The sequence below is a fragment of the Nonomuraea longicatena genome (assembly GCF_039525605.1).
Classification (GTDB): Bacteria; Actinomycetota; Actinomycetes; order Streptosporangiales; family Streptosporangiaceae; genus Nonomuraea; species Nonomuraea longicatena.
In genome coordinates, this window is the sequence record NZ_BAAAHQ010000001.1 from 744,630 (window position 1) to 765,229 (window position 20,600).

The 20,600-nt window shown below is 70.7% G+C and carries 16 protein-coding genes, 4 tRNA genes and 1 riboswitch; of the genes, 10 read left to right on the forward strand and 10 right to left on the reverse strand.

What is annotated here, in order from left to right:
- Positions 1-5 precede the first annotated feature (5 nt).
- The 7 genes from ABD120_RS03295 to ABD120_RS03325 all read right to left on the reverse strand — a co-directional run bounded on the left by ABD120_RS03295 (position 6) and on the right by ABD120_RS03325 (position 4,045).
- On the reverse strand, positions 6-497 hold the full coding sequence (locus tag ABD120_RS03295; RefSeq protein WP_343948149.1) for a hypothetical protein: 492 nt from the start codon (positions 495-497) through the stop codon (positions 6-8).
- Between the two features lie 482 nt (positions 498-979).
- Positions 980-1,435, reverse strand: coding sequence for a signal peptidase I (gene lepB, locus ABD120_RS03300; protein ID WP_343948150.1), 456 nt, complete (start codon positions 1,433-1,435; stop codon positions 980-982).
- Between the two features lie 294 nt (positions 1,436-1,729).
- A tRNA-Val gene (locus ABD120_RS03305) sits at positions 1,730-1,804 on the reverse strand.
- 30 nt (positions 1,805-1,834) lie between these two features.
- Positions 1,835-1,906 (reverse strand) — tRNA-Gly (locus ABD120_RS03310).
- 47 nt (positions 1,907-1,953) lie between these two features.
- A tRNA-Cys gene (locus tag ABD120_RS03315) sits at positions 1,954-2,024 on the reverse strand.
- Positions 2,025-2,055: 31 nt separating this feature from the next.
- Positions 2,056-2,127 (reverse strand) — tRNA-Gly (locus ABD120_RS03320).
- A gap of 91 nt (positions 2,128-2,218) precedes the next feature.
- Positions 2,219-4,045 (reverse strand): N-acetylmuramoyl-L-alanine amidase, encoded by a 1,827-nt coding sequence (locus tag ABD120_RS03325; RefSeq protein WP_343948151.1) that lies wholly within the window; start codon positions 4,043-4,045, stop codon positions 2,219-2,221.
- A gap of 200 nt (positions 4,046-4,245) precedes the next feature.
- Between ABD120_RS03325 and ABD120_RS03330 the strand changes: the two genes are divergently transcribed.
- Both ABD120_RS03330 and glmS read left to right on the forward strand, forming a co-directional pair.
- Positions 4,246-4,509 (forward strand): hypothetical protein, encoded by a 264-nt coding sequence (locus tag ABD120_RS03330; RefSeq protein ID WP_343948152.1) that lies wholly within the window; start codon positions 4,246-4,248, stop codon positions 4,507-4,509.
- Between the two features lie 37 nt (positions 4,510-4,546).
- A complete protein-coding gene (glmS, locus tag ABD120_RS03335) occupies positions 4,547-6,346 on the forward strand; it encodes a glutamine--fructose-6-phosphate transaminase (isomerizing) (RefSeq protein WP_343948153.1) in 1,800 nt (599 codons plus the stop codon).
- Here glmS and ABD120_RS03340 read toward each other — a convergent pair.
- Both ABD120_RS03340 and ABD120_RS03345 read right to left on the reverse strand, forming a co-directional pair.
- The gene (locus tag ABD120_RS03340; RefSeq protein ID WP_343948154.1) at positions 6,333-7,535 is read right to left on the reverse strand and encodes a cytochrome P450; all 1,203 of its coding nucleotides are present in this window, start codon (positions 7,533-7,535) and stop codon (positions 6,333-6,335) included. The two genes, glmS and ABD120_RS03340, sit on opposite strands and share 14 nt — an antisense overlap.
- A gap of 41 nt (positions 7,536-7,576) precedes the next feature.
- Positions 7,577-8,950 carry a hypothetical protein gene (locus tag ABD120_RS03345; protein ID WP_343948155.1) on the reverse strand — a complete coding sequence of 458 codons (1,374 nt, stop codon included), beginning with the start codon at positions 8,948-8,950 and terminating at the stop codon, positions 7,577-7,579.
- A 68-nt stretch (positions 8,951-9,018) separates the two neighbouring features.
- On the opposite strand from ABD120_RS03345, the gene ABD120_RS03350 reads away from it, so the two are divergent.
- The 5 genes from ABD120_RS03350 to ABD120_RS03370 all read left to right on the forward strand — a co-directional run bounded on the left by ABD120_RS03350 (position 9,019) and on the right by ABD120_RS03370 (position 15,203).
- Positions 9,019-9,600: a helix-turn-helix domain-containing protein gene (locus ABD120_RS03350; protein WP_343948156.1), complete on the forward strand. Its 582-nt coding sequence runs from the start codon at positions 9,019-9,021 to the stop codon at positions 9,598-9,600.
- A 49-nt stretch (positions 9,601-9,649) separates the two neighbouring features.
- A complete protein-coding gene (locus ABD120_RS03355; protein ID WP_343948157.1) occupies positions 9,650-10,597 on the forward strand; it encodes a tripartite tricarboxylate transporter substrate-binding protein in 948 nt (315 codons plus the stop codon).
- 24 nt (positions 10,598-10,621) lie between these two features.
- A riboswitch (cobalamin riboswitch) is annotated at positions 10,622-10,823 on the forward strand.
- A 97-nt stretch (positions 10,824-10,920) separates the two neighbouring features.
- On the forward strand, positions 10,921-13,086 hold the full coding sequence (locus ABD120_RS03360; RefSeq protein WP_343948158.1) for a ribonucleoside-diphosphate reductase subunit alpha: 2,166 nt from the start codon (positions 10,921-10,923) through the stop codon (positions 13,084-13,086).
- Positions 13,087-13,103: 17 nt separating this feature from the next.
- Entirely contained in the window at positions 13,104-14,081 is a 978-nt protein-coding gene (locus ABD120_RS03365; RefSeq protein ID WP_343948159.1) for a ribonucleotide-diphosphate reductase subunit beta, read from the forward strand.
- Positions 14,082-14,147: 66 nt separating this feature from the next.
- Entirely contained in the window at positions 14,148-15,203 is a 1,056-nt protein-coding gene (locus tag ABD120_RS03370; protein ID WP_343948160.1) for a mechanosensitive ion channel family protein, read from the forward strand.
- Positions 15,204-15,459: 256 nt separating this feature from the next.
- Here ABD120_RS03370 and ABD120_RS03375 read toward each other — a convergent pair whose 3' ends face one another.
- Entirely contained in the window at positions 15,460-16,239 is a 780-nt protein-coding gene (locus tag ABD120_RS03375) for a DeoR/GlpR family DNA-binding transcription regulator (RefSeq protein WP_343948161.1), read from the reverse strand.
- Positions 16,240-16,287: 48 nt separating this feature from the next.
- Between ABD120_RS03375 and ABD120_RS03380 the strand changes: the two genes are divergently transcribed.
- From ABD120_RS03380 to ABD120_RS03390, 3 genes are all read left to right on the forward strand, one after another.
- Positions 16,288-18,219 (forward strand): DUF5107 domain-containing protein, encoded by a 1,932-nt coding sequence (locus tag ABD120_RS03380; RefSeq protein ID WP_343948162.1) that lies wholly within the window; start codon positions 16,288-16,290, stop codon positions 18,217-18,219.
- 158 nt (positions 18,220-18,377) lie between these two features.
- The gene (locus ABD120_RS03385; RefSeq protein ID WP_343948163.1) at positions 18,378-19,685 is read left to right on the forward strand and encodes an ABC transporter substrate-binding protein; all 1,308 of its coding nucleotides are present in this window, start codon (positions 18,378-18,380) and stop codon (positions 19,683-19,685) included.
- Complete coding sequence (locus ABD120_RS03390; protein ID WP_343948164.1) at positions 19,685-20,599, forward strand: carbohydrate ABC transporter permease; 915 nt, start codon at positions 19,685-19,687, stop codon at positions 20,597-20,599. The genes ABD120_RS03385 and ABD120_RS03390 overlap by 1 nt, the downstream gene beginning before the upstream one ends.
- The last annotated feature ends 1 nt before the right edge of the window (position 20,600 follow it).

Genomic DNA, 20,600 nt, shown 5'->3' on the forward strand with positions numbered 1-20,600 from the left:
CTCCGTCACACCGCCTGTGGCGCCGCAGCCAGATCGTCCAGATCCGTGTCCGCCGCGACGACCCGGCCGCCCGCGTCCGTCCTGAGGAACATGGGGAAGGCCTGTACGCCGACGCCGTTCACGACCCTGTCGGCCGCCGCGCCGGTGAGGACCTGCGCCACGCCGGACAGCTGCTCGGCCAGAGCTTCGGCCTTGCCGACGTCACCCGTGACGACCTCCAGGGCGACCTGGCCCCGCGCCTCGGCGGCGAACCTCGGCGCCTTCTCATGACACGAGTCGCAGCCGACGTCGAAGAACCCCACGAAGCCCGCCCCGATCAGGTCCTCGGGAAGGCCCCGGCCGATCAGGACGTTCGGATCGTACGGCAGCAGCGTCGGGTGGCCGCCTCCGCCGGAGCTCGCAAGCTCGCGGAGCCTGCGCAGCATCCCCAGCATGAGGACCAGGTTGAACAGGCAGAGCAGGCCGACGAACACGACTGCGGCGACCAGGAAGGGCATCGGACAACCTCGTTTCAGACAGTGAAGGCTGCATCGCGCGGGTTCGGGTCCGGCGGCGGGGACAGCCGCCGGACCCGCGCTCTCAGATCAGCCGCAGACCTTGTAGGCCCGGCAAGTGGAGCAGGTGACCTTGCCGTTTTCTCCTGGCAGTACCTGCCGAACCCGGAGCGCTCGTAGCAGTAGCAGTGGGCCCACCAGGTGTCATCCGCCTTCGCAGTCGCCTTGGGGGCCAGTTTGTCGAGAATGCGGTCACTCAGCCTGCCGACGATGCCGACCATGGTGATGCTCCTTCCGTCCAGGGATGCGGTCGGGTCGGAACGCTAAATGAGGGCGATACAGCACGACGTACAGCAGAGCTACAGTCGCCGACTGACCAGTGATTCCATGAAGAGTTTCGGTCATGGTGGAGTTACTGGAACGCTCCCATCGGCGCGCAGGGTGACATACGGAGCGCCGCCCTGTCTCCCCAGAGGGCGCGGTTTCTACAAAGTGGTGCCGCCCAACCGGCGCAACGCCACGCCGAGCAACCTGTCACCGGAGTAGAAGCCGCGCTGACGGGAGTCGATACTGCTGGAGTTGTCGCCGAAGACCACGAGCGCCCCGTCCGGCACCCGGTCCGCGGCTTCGCCCACCTCCGGCGGCACCGGATCGCCGGGCAGTGCGACCGCGCGTTTGATGTTCCAGAGGTGACCGTCCGGGCCGGTCGGCGCGCTGAGGTACCGCCCGGTCGGATCGTGGGGCGGTTCGAGCACCACGACGTCGCCTCGGGACAACTCGTCGATCCGGCGCCGCCGTACGAGGACGCGGTCACCGTCGCGCAGCGTCGGCACCATGCTCGACCCCTCGACGGTGATGACCACATAACGCCGGCGGACCAGCACCGCTCCCACGACCGCCGCCAGCGCTCCCGCGAGCAGCGCGCCACCGATCACCTTCATCGAATCCCTCCCCGCCCGCCCGTCAAGGCCGTGCCGTTCCGGAAACGATCTCCACTGGTCGTCGGCACTGTCAACACAGCGGCCGGAACACGCTGCGAAACACCCGAGACGTGTCCCGTCCCTGACGGGACGAGCGCGACGCGGGCCGGCGAACTCAAGCGCAGACCGGCTCGGCCCGGCGACCGGGGGCGCCCGCCCCGGCGAAAGGCGCCCGGCGCGTGCACGCCGAGCCCGGCCCCACATACGGAAGAAGGACTCCGGATCTTGTCCGAAGCCCTTCTGACCTGCGAAAACTGGTGGACGATACTGGGATTGAACCAGTGACCTCTTCCGTGTCAGGGAAGCGCTCTCCCGCTGAGCTAATCGTCCGTGCGGCCTCTCCGAAGAGAGGTCGTTCCGAGCGGAAGACGGGATTTGAACCCGCGACCCTCACCTTGGCAAGGTGATGCTCTACCACTGAGCCACTTCCGCATGGCGCCTGACCTACTGTAGCGGATCCCGAAGGGTCCGCCGCACCGAGGTGGAGACGGGATTTGAACCCGTGTGGACGGCTTTGCAGGCCGCTGCCTCGCCTCTCGGCCACTCCACCAGGGGATCTCCGCTGAGAAGATCACACTCCGAGCGGAAGACGGGATTTGAACCCGCGACCCTCACCTTGGCAAGGTGATGCTCTACCACTGAGCCACTTCCGCATGATCCCGCCGCCGAGCGCCGGTCACGGGAAAACCATATCGCTTCCCGGGAGTGTCCGCGCGCAAGCGGACGCCCCCGGGTCCGGAAAATTCAGCGGATGACACGAACATCGTCGGCTCGGACGAACATCACCCGGTGGCCGAGCTGGATCTGGTGGTAGCGCAGCGCGCCCTTGATCGTGGCGTGCCTGGCCGGGTTGAAGGACCCGGCCGCGTGGTAGCCGCCGTTCAGGGTGAAGCCGAGCGAGTACGTCTGCCCACGCCGGATCACGTACTGCAGCGGCACGTGCGCCTGGTAGCGCGCCCGTCCGGCGTACGCGGCGTGCTCGGGGTAGGCGCGGCCGTACACCCTGACCCGGTCCTTCACCGGCGTCACCAGCGGGCCCGAGGCGGGGACGGCGGTCGGCGCGGACGACGGGTTGTGGAACCACGCCTTCCTGCCGAGGTACCAGATGGCGGTCCACTCGTCCCGGCTTTCGGCGACGGCGTAGCGCTGGCCGGCGGAGGCGCGGGCGCTGTGGTCGTAGACGCTGTAGGTGGACGGTTGGCCGACCCGCTTGCCGATGTCGTCGACGAGGGGGGCGTTCTCGCTCGGCCGGGTGTGCAGCCAGACGGTGGAGGCGCCGTGCGGCTTGCAGTCCCGCCCGGGGCGGTTGCCCGAGCAGCCGGTCATGCGGGGCCGGTGGGTGGCGTAGTCGGGGTTGATGATCACGGAGCCGCCGCTCCTGGCGGGTTCGATGGGCGCGCCCATGAGTTCGAGGTAGCGGGCCCAGTCCCAGTACGGTCCCGGGTCCTCGTGCATGCCGGGGACGGTCGAGGGCGTGGTGCCGGGGATGTTGTCGTGGCCGATGATGTGCGCCCGGTCGACGGGCAGCCCGTGCCGGTCGGCCAGGTACTTCACCAGCCGGGCCGAGGACCGGTACATGGCCTCGGTGTACCAGGCGCCGCCGCGCGCCAGGTAGCCCTCGTGCTCGATGCCGATGGAACGGGAGTTGATATCCCAGTTCCCGGCATGCCATGCGATGTCGCGAGATTTCACGTGCTGGGCGACGTGTCCGTCGCTGGAGCGGATCGTGTAGTGCCAGCTCACGTACCGGGGGTTGCGCACCATCGACGGCACGCCCGCGTAGGAGCCCTCCATGTCGTGGATCACGATGTAGTCGATGCGCCGCTCCCGGTCGAGCCGGTCGTGGTTGCCGTAGTCGCGCCGCTTGTCGAAGCGCCGGTAGGCCGCGGGCATCCACTCGCACGCCAGCGTCTGCGGGCACTCGGCCTGACTCGCCGCCAGCCTGGCCGACCGCCCGGTCAGCCGCCCGGTCAGGTGTTCCGGCGGGCGTGCGTCCGAGCGGGCGGCCAGCCGTACCAACTGCCCGTCGTCCGTACGGCGTGCGGCCCCCTCCCGCAGGGTGGCGAAGACCTCGTCGGCGAACCCGCGCGAGCCCGCGTAGCGGGCGACGGCCCCGTACCAGTCGGACGGCGAGCCGCCGGGCGCGTCCTGGTAGGAGGCGAGCAGTGCGGCCCCGCCCCTGATGTTGGCGGCGGGGTCGCCCTTGAGCCGGGCGGAGCTGAGACCGGTGATCCGGGCGGCGGCGCGCAGCGTGTCCTCGGGGAGCACGGCGGGCCTGGGCAGGGTGTGGGCGAGAGGGCGGGCGGCGTCGCCGCGGGGGTCGCCGTGGTGGTGGTCTCCGGCGGGCAGGGCGGCCGCGTCGACGAGGTGCATGGGACCGTACCCGCCGGTGACGCTCGGCCGCCCGGCGTTGGTGTCCCACCGCGACTCCAGATACGAGACCCCGAGCAGGACGCTGAGCGGGATCCCGTACTCCTGGGCCGCTTCGGCGAAGTCGGACTGTCGGTCGGAGTCGTGGGCGGGTGAGGTGAGCAGGCCGGTGGCGAGGGTGAGGGCGATCCAGTGCGGCATGACAACTCCCACGGAAAGGCAGAAAGTGACTACATAGAGTAATCATGCCTTGGTGGGGGCTGTGTTATGCGTGGCGTGTGATGTGAATGTGGTCCGGTTGGTCCGCTTCGGTCAATGAGAGGGATGCTTTGTGGTCAATTCCTGCCCGATTTCGGGCAGGATGTTGGCGAACATGCCCCAGCATGGGTACGGTCCTCGGCGTGCAACCCTTCGAGGACCTCGTCGAGCACCTCACCCGCACCAGCTCGCTGGGCCCGGGGGAGGCCGCCCGCGTGGTGGCCGACGTGCTGGCCTACTTCTCCGAACCGGCCGACGCCTACGTCCGGCGCAGGCACGGGGAACTGAAGGCCCGCGGGCTCACCAACGCCGAGATCTTCCCCAGGGTCGCCGCCGAACTGAGCGGCCGTCGTGTCGCAGCTCCCGAGCTGTCGCTGCGCCAGCTGCGAAGGATCGTCTACGGGTAGGAGAGGACGGCTGAACATGTGCGGAATCGTGGCTTATGTGGGACCGAAGGACGCGGCACCCATCCTGCTGGAGGGCCTGGCGCGGCTGGAGTATCGCGGCTACGACTCGGCCGGCGTGGTCGTCTCGAACCGGGGCCTGAAGGTCCGCAAGGTCAAGGGCCGGGTCGCCGACCTGGCCAAGGCCGTCCCGGCGCGGTTCAAGGGCGGCCTCGGCATCGGCCACACCCGCTGGGCCACCCACGGCGTTCCCAGCGACGTCAACGCCCACCCGCACCTGTCGGCCGACCAGCGCGTCGCCGTCGTCCACAACGGCATCGTCGAGAACGCCACCGAACTGCGCGCCAAGCTGGAGGCCGACGGCGTCGTCTTCGCCTCCGACACCGACACCGAGGTCCTCGCCCACCTGGTCGCCCGCACGGTCGAGGACACCGCCAGCCTGGAGGAGGCCGTCAGGAAGGCGCTCAAGAGCGTCGTCGGCACGTACGGCATAGCCGTCCTCGACGCCGAGCGTCCCGGCGAGATCGTCGTGGCCCGCAACGGCAGCCCCATCGTCATCGGCATCGGCGAGAAGGAGATGTTCGCCGCCTCCGACGTGGCCGCGCTCGTCAGGTACACCCGCCAGGTCGTGCACCTGGAGGACGGCGAACTCGCCGTGCTGCGCGCCGACGGCTTCCACACCTTCGCCAGCGGCGGCCTGGAGACCGCCAAGGAGCCGCTCACCGTCGACGTCGAGGCCGGTCACTACGACACCGGCGGCTACGAGCACTACCTGCTCAAGGAGATCTCCGAGCAGCCCGAGACCGTCGCCCGCACCCTGAGTGGCCGTCTCGACGAGCGCTTCCACATCGCCCACCTGGGCGGACTCAACATGGACGCCCGCGAGACCCGGTCCTTCCGCCGGGTGAAGATCATCGGCTGCGGCTCCGCGTACTACTCGGGCCAGATCGGCGCCCAGCTCATCGAGGAGCTGGCCCGCATCCCCGCCGACGCCGAGCCCGCCAGCGAGTTCCGCTACCGCAATCCCGTCGTGGACCCCGACACGCTGTACGTCGCGATCAGCCAGTCCGGCGAGACGTACGACACGCTGGCGGCCGTCCAGGAGCTGAAGCGCAAGGGCGGCCGCGTGATCGGCATCGTCAACGCGGTCGGCAGCGCCATCGCCCGTGAGGTCGACGGCGGCATCTACCTGCACGCCGGCCCCGAGGTCTCGGTCGCCTCCACGAAGGCGTTCACCTCGACCGCCATCGCGTTCGCACTGCTCGCGCTGCACTTCGGCCGGGTGCACGACCTCTCGCCCGCCGAGGGCCGCCGCATCGTGGACGGCCTGGCCAAACTGCCCGCGCAGATCGAGGAGATCCTGGAGCAGGGCCCCGCCATCGCCGAGCTGTCGCGGAAGTACGCCGTCCACCCGAGCATGATGTTCGTCGGCCGGGTGCGCGGTTACCCGGTCGCCCGCGAGGGCGCGCAGAAGCTCAAGGAGATCTCCTACATCCACGCGGAGGCCTACCCGGCCAGCGAGCTCAAGCACGGGCCGCTCGCGCTGATCGGCCCGGAGCTGCCGACGGTGGCCATCGTGCCCGACGACGAACTGCTCGACAAGAACCTCACCACGCTCGGCGAGATCCGGGCCCGCGGCGGCAGGGTGCTGATGATCGGCCACCGCGAGCCCGGGGCGAAGCTCGCCGACGATGTGATCGTGGTGCCCAGGAACGAGATCGAACTGGACCCGATCCTGCTCACGATCCCGCTGCAACTGCTCGCCTACCATGCGGCCGTGGCGCTGGAGCGCGACGTGGACAAGCCGCGCAACCTCGCCAAGAGCGTCACCGTGGAGTAGCGCTCTTGCGTACCAGTACGGCCAGCGGCCGGTTGACGGAGATGCCGGACGTCCACGCGATCGTGTCGGCCGGTACGGCGAGCGCCAGGCCGGGCATGCGCCGTACCATCGCGCCGATGAACTCCTGCACCTCCGCGCGGGCCAGGTTGGCGCCCAGGCAGTAGTGCGGGCCCCGGCCGAGGGACATGTGCGACTGCGTGAAGGTCCGCTCGATGTCCATGACCTCGGGGGAGGGGAAGACGGCGGGGTCGGAGTTGGCGCCCACGAAGGAGGCGATCACGCCCTCGCCCCTCCTGACGGTGCCGGAGGGCAGGTTCACGTCCTCGGTGGCGACCCGGATGGTCAGGGTGTCGCCGGGCACCTCCACCCGGAACAGTTCCTCGGTCGCACGGGGGATCAGCCCGGGGTCGGCGACCAGCCGTTCGTAGTGGTCGCGCGGATCGAGCAGCCGCACCGCGATGCGCCCCATGATGGAGCCGGTCGTCTCGTGCCCGGCGAGGAACAGGCTGAGCGTCATGCGGACCGGTTCCACCTCGGTGAGCTGGTCGGTGCCGTCCCTCGCCTCGATCATCGCGGTGAGCAGGCCGTCGCCGGGCGCGCCCCGGTGCTCGGCGATCACCTCGGCGCAGTAGGCGCCGAACTCCATGGCGGAGACCGCCTTCTCCTCCTTGCTCAGCGAGGAGGTCGACAGCAGCGTCTCCGACCAGCGGCGGACCCGCTCGAAGTCGATGCCGGGCACGCCCATGACCTCGCAGATGACCTGGACCGGCAGCGGGAAGGCGTAGTCGGCGACGAAGTCGAACTCCTCCGGCAGCCGGTCGGCGAGGTCCTCGGCGAGGCGGCGCAGCCTCGGCCGCCAGCCGTTGACCTGCCTGGGGGTGAAGGTGCCCGACATCAGCCTGCGCAGCCTGGTGTGCTCGGGCGGGTCCATGCCGATCAGGGTGCCGGGCGACTCGGTGAGGGTGTAACCGGGGTACATGCGGGGCGCGCCGGGGTAGTTGAGGTCGCGGCTGAACCTCGGGTCGGTGAGGACCATGGAGACGTCCTCGTAGCGGGTGGCGATCCGGACGGTGTCGCCGCTCGGGACCCTGACCTCGCCCAGCGGCTCGTTCTCCCGCAGGGCGGCGTAGCGGCCGGACGGTGTTCCGCGTGGACCGCAGGTGAACGGGAAGTGCTCGTTATCGGCCATAGATCGGACGTTAACCAGCGATTCCCGTCCTGATAAGGGCCTCACGGCAGCAGCAGGCCCCAGTAGAGGCCCCATGGCACGAGGGCGGCGGCACCGGTCAGCAGGAGGCCGAGCCGTACCCGCTCGGAGCCGCGCGCCCGGCGGGCGGCGCGCACCACGAACGCGGCCGCGACCAGCGCCGACACCGCGAGAGCCTGCAGCGCCAGCCAGACGAGCGGCCGGCCGGCCACGAGCGGGCCGGGTGCGGCGAGCTTGGCGCCCGTGACGGTCGTGTACATCAGGTACGTCAGCGTCCCGGCGACCGCGACGGCCGCCGAGGCGGCGAGCAGTCGCGCGGCCCGCCCGCCCCGGACGCGGCGGCCGCGCAGCCGGCGGACCGGCGCCCACACGGGGTAGCCGCAGAAGGCGGCGAGGAAGAGCAGCAGCGCGCCCGCCTGCACCGGGCCGGACTCCCACCAGGCGAGCGGCGGCACGGGCACCGAAGGCGAGTCCTGGCGGGGGAGTTCGCCCACGGTCTCGGCCTCGGGCAGGTCGCCGGAGGTGACGCGCCCGACCCAGTCGCCGACGGCCTCGGCGTACCCGGGGGCGAGTTCGGGTGCGCGGGTCACGCCGCCGTCGGGGGTCGCGTGGGCGCCGTGGTCGGCGCCGGGCAGGTAGCGCAGGGTGTAGGCGCGGTGCCCGAGGCTCGCGGCGAGGAGGGGCGGGTTCTCCTGCGGCGGGGTGAGCAGGTCGGCGGAGCCCCAGATGCCGAGCACCGGCCGGCGTACCTCGGCGAGCACGCCCTGCGCGTCGTGGTACGGCGCAGCGAACAGTCCCGCCCCCGCGAGCAGCCGGTAGAAGGCGGGGACGGAGCGTCCGGGCAGGGGCCCACGCACCCCCGCCTTCCGCAGCCCGGCGCTCACGGCCCAGGTCTGCTGGCGCAGCGGCCGCATGGCGTTGCCGCCGACCATGACGACGAAGGCGACGTCGTCGGAGCGGGAGGCGGCGAGGGGGGCCACCCAGCCGCCCTCGCTGATCCCCCAGAGGCCGACCTTGCGCCGGTCGACGCCTTCGCGCCCGCGCAGCGCGGCCACCGCGCCGAGCGCGTCCCCGGCCAGTCGCCCGTAGTCGCGGGTGGTCAGCGAGTAGCCCTCCGCGCGCTTGTCGTAGACGAGCACCGCCATGCCCTGCCTGGCGAACGCCTCGGCCTCCGTCATCAGCTTGGCCCGCTTGACGCCGGTGCCGGAGCCGTGGACGAGCACCATGCCTGGCAGCGGGCGGTCGGCGCCCTCGGGGGACAGGACCGTGCCGTGCAGTTCCTTCCCGTCGTCGGCGCGGAAGGAGACGTCGGATCTGTTGAGGCCGTCGGAGGCGGCGGCAGGGGCGGCGGGGAGGAGGGCGCAGGCGAGGGCGAGCGCCGCGATCAACTTCTTCACATCGCAGACAATACTCTGCAGAGAAGTCTCGGCAAACACTTCTCTGCAGAAAACGTTAGGCTCGGCCCATGACGGACGCGCGCGAGCAGCCCCTGCTCCTCGACGACCCCGAGCGCCTCAAGGCCCTGGCCCATCCGATGCGCCGCCGGATGTTGTCGCACCTCAACGCCCACGGCCCCGCCACCTCCACCACGCTGGGCGAACTCCTCGGCGCCAAGACCGGCACCACCAGCTACCACCTGCGCCAACTGGAGAAATATGGCTTCATCGAGGAGATCCCGGAGCGCTCGACCGGCCGCGAACGCTGGTGGCGCAAGGCCGAGACCCCGCGCGACATCCGCACGCCCACCTTCCAGGAGATCGACCCCGCCGACCGCGCGGTGCTGGCGGAGTTCCACCGCGTCGGCCTGGAGGAGGACCGCCGCCTGCTCGACCGCTTCCCCGCCGCCTACCTGCGCGACCCCGCCTGGGCCAAGGGGTCGCGCGGCTTCGCCCGGATGACCGAGACGGAGTTCGCCGCCTTCTACGAGGAGTACATCGCGCTCCTGCTCAGATACAGCCACGACGCGGACACCGCGCCCCCCGGCGCCCGCCCGCTCCACATCCGGCTCTTCGCCCTCCCGGCCGACGAGCCCGCCGACGAGAGCTGAGGTGTAACCCGTCGCCATCTGTAAATAACCCCAGGTGACGGGGGTGGGGATGCGGCGTAGGCGGTTGTTCGCTCTGGGGCTCGGGCTGGCCGCCTGCGCGGCCGGCTGCGGCGTCACGCGCAGCGGTGGAACAGGCGGCGGCACAACGGGCGACGCCCTCGGCCGAGTCTCCGTCGTCCCCGGCGACCCCCGCTGGGAGGTCATGGCGCGCACCCTCTACCGCACCATGCGCCGCACCGGCGTGCCCGCCGCGGGTACCGGCGGCCAGACCACGATCACCGTCACCGGCCTGTACGGCCTGGCCGCCGCCGAGATCGGCGGCCACGGCTCCCTCCAGGAGACCACCACCCCGCTGGCCAGGCTGACCGGCCACGTCGAGGCCGTGATGGTCCCGGCCAACTCCCGCTTCAAGCACTTCGACGACCTCGCCGCCGACCTGCTGTCCCAGCCCGACCGCGCCTACCTGGCGGGCGGCCCGGTCGGCGAGCCCGACCACCTGCTGTTCGGCCTCATCGCCCAAGGGCTCGGCGCCGACGCCCGCCGCATCGACTACACCGGCTACCCCGGCCAGGACGAGGTGGCCACAGCCCTGCTCGGCGGGCACGCGGCCGCCGCCACCGGCAGACTCGCCGACTGGCGGGGGCCCGTGGAGCGGGGCAGGGTGCGCGTGCTGGCCGTGTCGTCGGCGAACCGCGTGCCCGGGGTGGAGGCCCCCAGCCTCCTCGAATGCGGGGTGCGCATCGACTTCGCCGACTGGTGCGCCGTCGTCGGCCCCGGCCGCATGGACGCCGGGCGCCGCGCCGCCGCCGTGAGCCTGTGCGAGAGCGTCGCCGGGTCCGGCCCTTGGCAGGAGGCCTGCCGCGACGGTGGCTGGGACTCGATCCCGCTGACCGGCGACGGCTTCGCCACCTGGCTGGCGGCGGAGTCCGTACGGACCAGGAAAGTGCTCAGAGATCTGGGCCTGCTCGACACACCGGGCACAACATACCGGGGGTAGTTGCGACGGCCGCCACTAGATGTAGGATCCTGCACTGTCGCTGGTTCGCCCCCTCGGGGGCGGAGCAAAAGGGAACCTGGTGTGAATCCAGGGCTGCCCCGCAGCGGTAAGCGGGAACGACCGCCGTCACACGCACTGGATCGCGATCTGGGAAGCGACGGTCAGTAGGACTCTCTCGTGAGAGACGCCCGTGAGCCCGAAGACCTGCCGGTGACCGTACTGTCCAGGGCCTCGAGGGAGGGCCCGGGGGTCTGGCGGCGCCCGCGCGGTGTGCCGCCGCGCTCTCGTGTCCTCAGCGGGGAAGCTCGCGAGGAGTGTTGCACGTGACGCAGATCGCCCAGGTCGATCGTCGGCTGGCCATCGAGGAGGCCGCCGCCAGAGTGATCGCCGACCCGGCCAACTCCCGGGTCGCCGCCCGGCTGCTGGCCGAGGAGATCGCCGACGAGGCCGCCGAGCACGGGGTCCGTACGTTCTCCGAGTCGATCGCGGCCACGCACGCGGCGGGACTGATCCAGGACACCCTGGCCGCCTTCGTCGCCAGGAACGACGCCGAACTGGACGCGCTCGTCGACGAGGAGGCCGACGAGCGCTTCGAGTACTTCGGGATGCGCACGGTCTACGACCGCTATCTGCTGCGCCACCCCACCACGCGCAAGGTGCTGGAGCGTCCCCAGCACTTCCTGCTGCGCGTCGCCTGCGGCCTGTCGGCCTCGGTCGCCGAGGCGGCCGAGCTGTACGCGCTCATGTCCTCGTTGTCCTACCTGCCCTCCTCGCCCACCCTGTTCAACTCCGGCGCCCGCCGCCCGCAGCTGTCGTCGTGCTTCCTGCTCGACTCGCCGCGCGACGACCTCGAAGGCATCTACGACAGGTACGGCCAGGTCGCCAGGCTGTCCAAGTACGCCGGCGGCATCGGCATCGCCTGGACCCGGGTCCGCTCGCGCGGCTCGCTGATCCGGGGCACCAACGGCCATTCCAACGGCATCGTGCCGTGGCTGCGCACCCTCGACGCCAGCGTCGCCGCCGTCAACCAGGGCGGCAGGCGCAAGGGCGCCGCCTGCGTCTACCTGGAGACCTGGCACGCCGACATCGAGGAGTTCCTCGAACTGCGCGACAACACCGGCGAGGAGGCCCGCCGCACCCACAACCTCAACCTCGCCAACTGGGTGCCCGACGAGTTCATGCGCCGCGTCGAGGCCGACGAGGAGTGGTCGCTGTTCGACCCCAAGGAGGTCCCCGACCTCACCGACCTGTACGGCGAGGCGTTCACCACCGCCTACCGCGCCTACGAGGCCGCCGGCCGCCAGGTTCGCCGGATTCCGGCCCGCACCCTCTACGGCCGCATGATGCGCACCCTCGCCCAGACCGGCAACGGCTGGATGACCTTCAAGGACGCCGCCAACCGCACCTCCAACCAGACGGCCAGGCCGGAGAACGTCATCCACCTGTCCAACCTGTGCACCGAGATCCTGGAGGTGACCAGCGACGGCGAGACGGCGGTGTGCAACCTCGGCTCGGTCAACCTGGCCGCCCACCTCGCGGGTGACAGCCTGGACTGGACGCGGCTGCGGGCCACCGTGCGGACCGCGATCCGCTTCCTGGACAAGACCATCGACCTGGGCTTCTACCCGACGCCCGAGGCCGAGGCGGCCAACCTGCGCTGGCGGCCGGTGGGCCTCGGCGTCATGGGCCTGGCCGACGTGTTCTTCGCGCTGCGGCTGCCGTTCGACTCGCCGCAGGCGCTGGCGCTGTCCACGCGCATCGCCGAGGAGATCGCGCTGGCCGCCTACGACACCTCCGCCGACCTGGCCGTCGAGCGGGGCCGCCACCCGTCCTACGGCGACACCCGCGCGGCCCAGGGCGTGCTGCACCCCGACCACTTCGGGCTCGGCGCCTCGCCCGCGTGGACGGCGCTGCGCGAGAAGATCGACAGGACCGGGCTGCGCAACTCGCTGATGATCGCCATCGCGCCGACCGCCACGATCGCCTCGATCGCCGGCTGCTACGAGTGCATCGAGCCGCAGGTGTCCAACGTGTTCAAGCGTGAGACTCTGTCGGGCGAGTTCCTCCAGGTCAACCGCTACCTCGTGCGCGATCTGCAGGAGCGCGGGCTGTGGAACCAGGAGGTCCGCGACGCGATCAAGCGCGCCGACGGCTCGGTCCAGGACCTGCCGCAGGTTCCGGACGACCTGAAGACCCTCTACCGCACGGCGTGGGAGCTGCCGCAGAAGGCGCTCATCGACCTCGCGGCGGCCCGCACGCCGTACATCGACCAGTCGCAGTCGCTGAACCTGTTCATGGCGACGCCGACGATCGGCAAGCTGTCGTCGATGTACGCCTACGCGTGGAAGCAGGGCATCAAGACCACCTACTACCTGCGCTCGCGCCCGGCGACGCGGATCGCGCAGACCACCGTCCAGAGCACACCCACCGTCCAGGAGGCCGTCGCCTGCTCCCTGGAGAACCCCGAGTACTGCGAGGCCTGCCAGTGATGCTTCTCGACCCCGGAATGGACCTGACCCTCCGTCCGATGCGCTACCCGGACTTCTACGAGCGCTACCGGGCCGCCATCCGCAACACGTGGACGGTGGAGGAGGTCGACCTGCACTCCGACCTCGCCGACCTGAGCAGGATGTCGGCGCAGGAGCGGCACCTGATCAACCGGCTGGTGGCCTTCTTCGCCACCGGCGACTCGATCGTCGCCAACAACCTGGTGCTCAACCTCTACCAGCACGTCAACGCCCCCGAGGCGCGGTTGTACCTGTCGCGGCAGCTGTTCGAGGAAGCCGTGCACGTGCAGTTCTACCTGACGCTGCTCGATACCTACCTGCCGGACCCGGACGAGCGGGTCAAGGCGTTCGCGGCCGTGGACAACATCCCCTCGATCCGCGACAAGGCAGAGTTCTGCTTCCGGTGGATCGACTCGCTGTCGGCCCTGCAGCGGCTGGAGACGCGGGAGGACCGGCGGACGTTCCTGCTCAACCTCATCTGCTTCGCCGCCTGCATCGAGGGGTTGTTCTTCTACGGGGCCTTCGCGTACGTGTACTGGTTCCGCTCGCGCGGGCTGCTGGGCGGACTGGCCACCGGCACCAACTGGGTCTTCCGCGACGAGTCCATGCACATGGAGTTCGCCTTCAGCGTGGTGGACACCGTACGGGCGGAGGAGCCCGATCTGTTCGACGACAAGCTCGGCGCGCAGGTCACCCAGATGATCGAGGAGGCCGTGGCGTCCGAGCTGGCCTTCGCCCGCGACCTGTGCGGCGACGGCATCGGCGGCATGAACGTCGAGCACATGCGTGAGTACCTGGAGTACGTCGCCGACCAGCGCCTGACCCGGTTGGGCCTGGCCAAGCGCTACGGTACGGCCAACCCGTTCGCCTTCATGGAACTGCAGGACGTCCAGGAGCTGGCCAACTTCTTCGAACGCCGGGTCTCGGCGTACCAGGTGGCGGTCGAGGGCAACGTCAGCTTCGACGAGTCGTTCTGACGAGCACACGGAGAACCGGGTGACAATGGGCGAAGGAGCGTAGTCCACGACGAGGGGTGCTTGATCGTGACCAACTGGCCGATTCTGGCGATCGCCATCGCCGGTGCGATCCTCGTGGTCGAGGTGGCCCGGCGGCTGCTGTCGCGCGCGGGCAGACGCTGGAGCTTCGCCCGGCACCTGGTCGAGCACTGCACCTGGGCGGCCTTCTCCGTCGGGGTGGTCGTCGCCACCGAGTTGGCCTTCGCCCCCGCCATGGTGGGGCAGCCCGCCCGCGAGGGCGTCGAGCGGGTGCTGGGGCTCGTCACCATCGCCTGCGTCACCTGGCTCATCGTCGGCGTGGCCTACGCGGTCACCGACGTCATCCTCGACCGGCTGGTGCTGATCGAGGGCGACGCCAACCGGCGGGCGCGGCGGATCATGACGCAGATCGCGCTGGTTCGCCGGGTCGCCACCGCGATCATCATCGTGGTCGCGCTGGGCGCGATGCTGTTCTCGTTCCCGCAGGTGCGCGCGCTCGGCGCCGGTCTGCTCGCCTCCGCGGGCATCGCCGGCGCCATCGTCGGCATCGCCGCCCAGTCCACGATCGGCAACATGCTGGCCGGGCTGCAACTCGCCTTCAGCGACGCGCTGCGCCTGGACGACGTGGTGGTGGTCAACAACGAGTGGGGGCGGATCGAGGAGCTGACGCTCACCTACGTGGTGCTGCGGCTGTGGGACGAGCGGCGGCTGGTGCTGCCCGTGTCGTACTTCACGAAGAACCCGTTCGAGAACTGGACGAAGCACGGCAGCCGAGTGGTGGCGGCGGTGCACCTGCGGGTGGACTGGTCGGTGCCGGTCGGAAAGCTCCGCGAGGAGTTGCACCGCTTCATCCAGGACAACCCGCTGTGGGACCAGAAGGACTGGACGCTGCAGGTCACCGACGTGCAGACGAACGGTCTCGTGGAGGTCAGGGCGCTGATGAGCGCGGCGGACTCGGCCTCGGCCTGGGACCTCAAGTGCGACGTGCGTGAACACCTCGTCGAGTACGTCAGGAAGAACTACCCCGAGGCCCTGCCCCGCTTCCGGGTGGACCTGCCTCCGGACGACCCCCGGGCGACCGCCTGGAAGGCCGCCGGCGCCTGAGCCCGATCCGGCGCGCAGCCGCCATCGGGAGGCCGAGCCACCCGCACGGGCCGATCGGGCCGTCAGCGCCGCGCCACGATCGGTCGCGGCCTCCAGGGTAAATACGTGGAGATGTCCTGACGCTCCCGGCTACCGTGGTCCATGTCGACACGGGCACGGTCTGACCGGCGGGAATGGCGCCCCCCGGCTGGACACGTGCCGCCTCCGCTCCGGGCGCGGCCCACGCCAGCCCACCCGGAGCCACACCCGGCCCCGATCAGACCTGGACGACCCGCACGCCGGACTCGCCGAGCCGGGCGAGCAGGTCGTCCGGGGCGGTGGAGTCGGTGACGAGCACGTCGATCTGCGACAGCGGGCAGATCCGGGCGAAGGCCCGGCGGCCGAGCTTGGAGCCGTCGGCCACGATCACCACCTGCCGCGCCTTGGCCGCCATGAGATGGTTGATCGCGGCCTCGCCCTCGTTGTGCGCGCTGGCGCCGTGCTCGACGTCCAGCGCGTCCACGCCGAGCACCGCCACGTCGAGCGCGATGCGCTCCAGCATGCCGGTCGCGACCGGTCCCACCAGCTCGTACGACTGCGAGCGCGCCGAGCCGCCGGTCGTGACCACGTGCAGGTACGGCCGGACGACCAGTTCGTGGGCGATGTTGAGGGCGTTGGTGACGACGGTCAGTGCGGGCCCGCGCTGGTCGCCGTGGTCGCGCACGGCCAGCGCGCGGGCCACCTCGGTGGTCGTGGTGCCGCCGTTGAGCCCGACGGTCGAGCCGTCCGGCACCAGCGCGGCGGCGGCGGCGCCGATGCGCAGCTTCTCCGGCGCGTGCTGGGCCACCTTGTAGCGCAGCGGCAGGTCGTAGGAGACGCTGTGCGCGATGGCGCCGCCTCTGGTCCTGGTCAGGAGCTGCTGGGCGGCCAGTTCGTCGAAGTCGCGCCTGATCGTCGCGGTGGAGACCTTCAGCCGCTCGGCGGTCTCGACGACGTCGAGCTGACCGCTCTCGGCGACCATCTCCAGGAGCACGTTCCAGCGTTCGTACCGGTTCACCCCGCAATCATGCAGTTATTGCGCACTTTATGCAAAGATATGCAGCAAATGCTGACCATCTCCTCTGTCACCCTCCCGGTCTCGCCGCTCGGACCGGAGAACCCGCTGCCGCCGCTGCACACGCTGCCCGACCCGCGCGGCGGGCTTGAGACGACCGCGGCGGACGCCGAGATGGCCGCCCAGCTCGCCTACGGGCACGCCGAGTCGCTGCTGCCGTACACCTTCCAGGACGGCTACGGCCGCGAGCGCGCCGACCGGCGGCTCAAGACCGCCGTCCTCGACAACGGGGTGCTGCGCGCGGAGTTCCTGCTGGAGTACGGCGGGCGGCTGCGCTCGCTCGTCCACCACGCCACCGGGCGGGAACTCCTGCACCGGCCGCCCCACCTGCAACTGGCCAACCTGGGCCTGCGCAACGCCTGGTTCGCCGGGGGCGTCGAGTGGAACCTCGGCACCTTCGGGCACACCGCGCTCGCCTGCGCGCCCATGCACGCCGCCCGCCTCACCCGGCCGGACGGGGTGCCGGTGTTGCGTATGTACGAGTGGGAGCGGATGAGGCGCCTGGTCTACCAGCTCGACGCCTGCCTGCCGCCCGGCTCGCCGGTGCTGCTGGTGCACGTGCGCGTCTTCAACCCCTTCCGGCAGGACGCCCCCGTCTACTGGTGGTCGAACGCGGCCGTGCCGCAGACCCCGGACACCCGGGTGCTCGCCCCCGCGAGCCGCGCCTACCACTTCTCCTACGACGGCAGGCTGCGCCGGGTGCCGGTCCCGGACTGGCAGGGCGTCGACCAGTCCTACCCGGGCCGAGGCGAGCAGGCGGCCGACTTCTTCTACGAGATCCCCGACGGCGAGCGCCGCTGGGTCGCCGCCGTGGACGCCGCCGGCGCCGGCCTCGCCCAGGTCTCCACCGGGCTGCTGCGCGGGCGCAAGCACTTCCGGTGGGGGACCACGCCCGCCGGGCGCAACTGGCAGGACTGGCTGTCCGGCCCGGGGCGGCCGTACCTGGAGATCCAGGCCGGGCTGGCGCGCACCCAGCTCGAACACGTACGGTTGCCCGCCCGCTCGGCCTTCTCCTGGACCGAGGCGTACGGGCTGGTCGAGGTCGAGGACGCGCACACCGGCTGGGAGCGGGCGACGGAGACGGGCACGGCGGCCGTCGAGCGGCTGATCCCGCGCGAGCGCCTCCGCGCCTACCACGAGCAGGCCGTACTGCTGGCCCAGGCCCCGCCGGAGGAGAGCCTGCACGCCGGCAGCGGCTGGGGCGCCCTCGAACGCCGGGCCCTGTCCAAGCGGCGCAGCCGCGCCCTGAACCTGCCCGCGACACCGTTCGCCGACGCGACGATCGGCCGCGACCAGCAGTCGTGGCTGTCGCTGGTGCGCAAGGGCGCGATCCCGACGCCCGCGCCCGCGCTGCCGCCCTCCTCCTACAGCGTCGGCCCGGAGTGGCGGGCCCTGCTGGAGGCGACGGAGCCGACCTGGTTCACCCTGTTCCACCTGGGCGTCAACCGCTACCACGAGGGCGATCACGAGGGTGCGCGGCAGGCGTGGGAGGGCTCGCTGGCCTGTGCGCCGAACGCGTGGGCGCTGCGCAGCCTGGCCGTGCTGGAGGACGACCCCGGCGCGCGGGCCGAGCTGTACCTGCGGGCCCACGCCCTCTCGCCCCGGCTGCGGCCCCTGACGATCGAGACCCTCGGATCGCTGCTCGCGGCCGGGCGGCCCGCCGACGCGCTCGCGGTGGTGGACCGGCTCAGCCCGGCCGACCGCTGGCACGGGCGGATCCGGATGCTGGAGTGCCGGGCGGCGCTCGACGACGGCGACCGCGCGCGGGCCGGGCGCGTCCTCGACACCGGGCTCGTCGTGGACGACCTGCGTGAAGGCGAGGAGTCACTCGACGCGCTCTGGTGGGACTACCACGGTCAGGCCCGCTCGCGCTCCGAGCACCGGCTGCCGTGCCGGTACGACTTCAGCGTTTCGCAGTACTAGTGCAGCTTTTCCCGCACTCCTTGCAGGAGTGTGCAGGTTTCTGCGCAAAAACCGTCGCTTTGTGCATGCTGAGATCAAAGCGTTGCATGGACTGCCTTGTTTGCGGCGTTCGCCCCGACTTAGGGTGCGGCCAGAAGTCATCGGGAAAGGTGAACGAAATGCGCGCACCCAAGGCGAGCGCCCGCTTCCTGGCGGCCGGAGTCGTGGCCGCCCTCGCGCTGACCGCCTGCGGCGGCAGCGGCGGCGACTCCGGGTCGCCCGCCTCCTCCGGCAAGGGAGGGGAGTTCACCTACTGGTCGATGTGGCGCGCCGACGAGCCACAGGCCAAGGTGATCAAGGCGGCCATCGACAAGTTCCAGGCCGAGACCGGCACCAAGGTCACCGTCGAATGGCAGGGCCGCGACGTCCGCCAGAAGATCGGCCCCGCCATCGCCGCCAACAAGGCCCCCGACCTGTGGGACCAGGGCGCCGACGTCATCTCGCCCACCGCCCTCGCCGGTCAGGCCGCAGACCTCGCCGACGTCTACGCCGCCGAGGTGCCGGGCGAGGGCAAGAAGGTCTCGGACGTCGTCGACGCCAAGTACCTCGACCAGCTCCCGAAGGACGCGGAGGGCAAGAACCGCTGGATCCTGCCGTACGAGCTCATCTCCGCGCAGCTGTTCTACAACGCCGCCGACCCCGACCTCGCCGACCCGCCCGCGACCTGGGAGGAGTTCATCGAGCTCTGCGACACCCTCAAGGCCAAGGACCGGGCCTGCCTCGCCTCCGACGGAGATCTCAGCTGGGAGAACTTCCTCACCCTCGACTACCTGATCGTCCGCGACAACGGACCCGGCACCCTGGGCAAGATCGTCGCCGACAAGTCCGGCGCCGGATGGGACAACCCGGGCATCCTGGAATCCGCCAAGCGCATGGAGCAGCTCGTCAAGGGCGGCTACCTCATCAAGGGCTACGACGCCAGCAAGTACCCCACGCAGCAGACCAAGTGGGCCAAGGGCGAGGCCGCCTTCCTCATGAACGGCAGCTGGGTGGCCAGCGAGGTCGCCACCCTCGTCCCCTCCGACTGGAAGATGGGTTCCATCCCGGTGCCCCCCACCAAGGGCGGCAACACCGAGGCGGACGCCATCCTGTTCGGCTTCACGGTGCCCAAGCGGGCCAAGAACCCCGAGCCCGCCAAGAGGTTCCTCGCCTACTTCATGAAGAAGGAGAACCTGGAGAAGATCTCCACCGAGGCCAAGAACATCACCCCGCGCGCCGACATCCCCGCCCCCGCCGAGCTGGAGAGCGTCCAGAAGACCCTCGTCGACAACCCGGCCCGCACCATCATGGACGGCGCCCCCGGCGAGTACGGCGACAAGGTCATCTACCCCGCCTTCCTCGAACTGTGGCACGGCAAGATCACGAGTGCGGAGTTCGTGGCCAAGGCCAAGCAGGCCCACATCCAGTACTGGAAGACCGCGGGCTGATGGCCGCCGCCGACCCCCGGCGCCTCGGCCCGCTCGAACGCCAGCGCCGCCGCCTGTTCTGGCCGTTCGTGCTCCCCGCCCTGATCTGCTACGGCGCGCTGTTCCTCGTCCCCATCGGGTACGCCGCCTGGACCAGCCTGTACCAGTGGGACGGCATGGGCGAGATGCGCTGGCGCGGCCTCGGCAACTACGCCGTGCTGCTTGAGGACCCCACCTTCGCCACCTCGACCCTCAACACCCTGAAGATCCTGGTGATCGGCGGGCTCGTCACCTTCCTCATCTCCTTCCTGCTCACCCTCGTGCTCAGGGAGATGCGCGCCAAACTGTTCGCCCGCTCGGTCCTGTTCTTCCCCAACCTCGTCAACGCGATGGTGTTCGGCGCCGTCGCCGGATTCGTCTTCAGCCCCGACGGCCCCGTCAACACCGTGCTCGGCTGGGCCGGCGTCGAGACCCCGCCCAAGTGGCTGGCCGTCGACAACGTCTTCCCGCTCATCGTCGCCACCCTGGTCTGGACGGCCACCGGCTACTACACCACGATCATCATGGCCGCCGTCGACCAGATCCCGCCCTACCTGTACGAGGCCGCCGAACTGGAGGGCGCGAGCCCCTGGCAGCGGCTGCGCAACATCACGATCCCGCTGTCGTGGGACGTCATCACCGTCTGCGCGGTGCTCTGGACGGTCAGCTCCGTCAAGGTCTTCGAGCTGATCCTGCTGTTCGGCGGCGGCAACTCCGGCAACCCGCCCACCCAGACCTGGACCACGGCCATGTACGTCTACACCTCGGCCTTCCCCAACAGCTCCGTGCCCAAGATGGGCCTGGCCTCGGCGGCGGCCCTCGTCAGCCTCGCCATGGTCGGCCTGTTCACCCTGCTCCTGCGCCGGATCATGCGGCGCGACCCGATCCAGTACTGAG

Excerpts from the sequence above, each read along its gene's own strand:
- ABD120_RS03340 (WP_343948154.1), bottom strand. The coding sequence starts at position 7,535 with ATGGCCGATAACGAGCACTTCCCGTTCACCTGCGGTCCACGCGGAACA.
- ABD120_RS03385 (WP_343948163.1), top strand. The coding sequence starts at position 18,378 with ATGCGCGCACCCAAGGCGAGCGCCCGCTTCCTGGCGGCCGGAGTCGTG.
- lepB (WP_343948150.1), bottom strand. The coding sequence starts at position 1,435 with ATGAAGGTGATCGGTGGCGCGCTGCTCGCGGGAGCGCTGGCGGCGGTC.
- ABD120_RS03325 (WP_343948151.1), bottom strand. The coding sequence starts at position 4,045 with ATGCCGCACTGGATCGCCCTCACCCTCGCCACCGGCCTGCTCACCTCA.
- ABD120_RS03355 (WP_343948157.1), top strand. The coding sequence starts at position 9,650 with ATGCGGCGTAGGCGGTTGTTCGCTCTGGGGCTCGGGCTGGCCGCCTGC.
- ABD120_RS03380 (WP_343948162.1), top strand. The coding sequence starts at position 16,288 with ATGCTGACCATCTCCTCTGTCACCCTCCCGGTCTCGCCGCTCGGACCG.
- ABD120_RS03295 (WP_343948149.1), bottom strand. The coding sequence starts at position 497 with ATGCCCTTCCTGGTCGCCGCAGTCGTGTTCGTCGGCCTGCTCTGCCTG.
- ABD120_RS03365 (WP_343948159.1), top strand. The coding sequence starts at position 13,104 with ATGGACCTGACCCTCCGTCCGATGCGCTACCCGGACTTCTACGAGCGC.
- ABD120_RS03390 (WP_343948164.1), top strand. The coding sequence starts at position 19,685 with ATGGCCGCCGCCGACCCCCGGCGCCTCGGCCCGCTCGAACGCCAGCGC.
- ABD120_RS03350 (WP_343948156.1), top strand. The coding sequence starts at position 9,019 with ATGACGGACGCGCGCGAGCAGCCCCTGCTCCTCGACGACCCCGAGCGC.